Source organism: Oleiphilus sp. HI0061, assembly GCF_001635675.1.
This window is the reverse complement of sequence record NZ_LWFE01001653.1, coordinates 1-1,154: the sequence shown is the minus strand read 5'-3', so window position 1 is coordinate 1,154 and position 1,154 is coordinate 1. Positions and strand designations below refer to the sequence as shown.

Here is a 1,154-nt window from a genome sequence, read left to right as displayed (position 1 = left end):
TGCGCCAGATAAGGTTTGCCTTCCGTTTCAAGATCCTTAATCGTTTGCTTACGAATCTTTTCCATCAAGGTCATGCTAACTTCATCGGTCACTGCCAACGGTCCTACCGGAAAACCTGCCAGGAAGGCTGCATTTTCGATCGCTGCGGCCGGTATCCCTTCACCCAACATGGCGATCCCTTCGTTTGCAAAAGTGCCGAAAACACGGGAAGTGAAGAATCCACGGCTGTCATTAACTACGATTGGCGTTTTACCAATTTGCAAAACGTAGTCATAAGCTTTGGCCAGTGTTTCATCTGAGGTCTTGTCACCACAGATGATTTCTACCAGCGGCATTTTGTCGACTGGCGAAAAGAAATGAAGGCCAATAAAGTTCTCTGGTCGCTCAGAGGCTTCCGCAAGACCAGTAATGGGTAAGGTAGAGGTATTCGAAGCAAATACAGCTGATGACTCTAATTGCGCTTCAGCTTCCTGTGTGACCTTTGCTTTTAGAATTCTGTCTTCAAATACAGCTTCAATGACTAGGTCACAGCCTTTCAAGTCCTGCGCATTATCGGTCGCCAGGATGGCGTTCATGGCAGCATCACGCTTATCACTGCTCAAGCGTCCTTTTTTCACTTTCTTATCAAGGATCTTCCGAGAATACTCTTTACCTTTTTCAGCATTTTCTACTGAAACATCTTTTAACACGACCTCAATGCCCTTAGCTGCTGATGAATAGGCAATACCTGCACCCATCATACCGGCGCCCAAAATTCCCACCTTACTCACCTTTGACGCTTCTACGCCATCAGGACGCGCTGCCCCCGCCTTGATTTCATTGAGTTGATACCAGAAAGTACCGATCATATTCTTCGCTACCTTGCTACAAACCAGCTCAACGAAATATCGTGTCTCAATGCGCATTGCCGAGTCGACATCAACTTGTAGGCTTTCAACCATTACCGAGAGAATCGACTCAGGAGCTGGCATGGTGCCTTTGGTTTTTTCGCGCATCATTGCGGGTGCAATCGGTAACATCTTCGCTAAGGCAGGCGTTGAAGGTTTTCCTCCTGGCACTTTATAGCCTTTTACATCATAAGGTTGTTGGGCTTTAGGGTTGGCTTTAATCCAAGCAATAGCCGAAGAAACAAGTTCTTCAGGTGTACCCACAAT

The 1,154-nt window shown here is 46.7% G+C and carries 1 protein-coding gene; it reads right to left on the bottom strand.

The features are described from left to right. Nucleotides 1–1,154, bottom strand: a 1,154-nt coding sequence (locus A3735_RS25455) for a 3-hydroxyacyl-CoA dehydrogenase family protein (RefSeq protein ID WP_197486046.1), incomplete at both ends; no start/stop codon positions are given.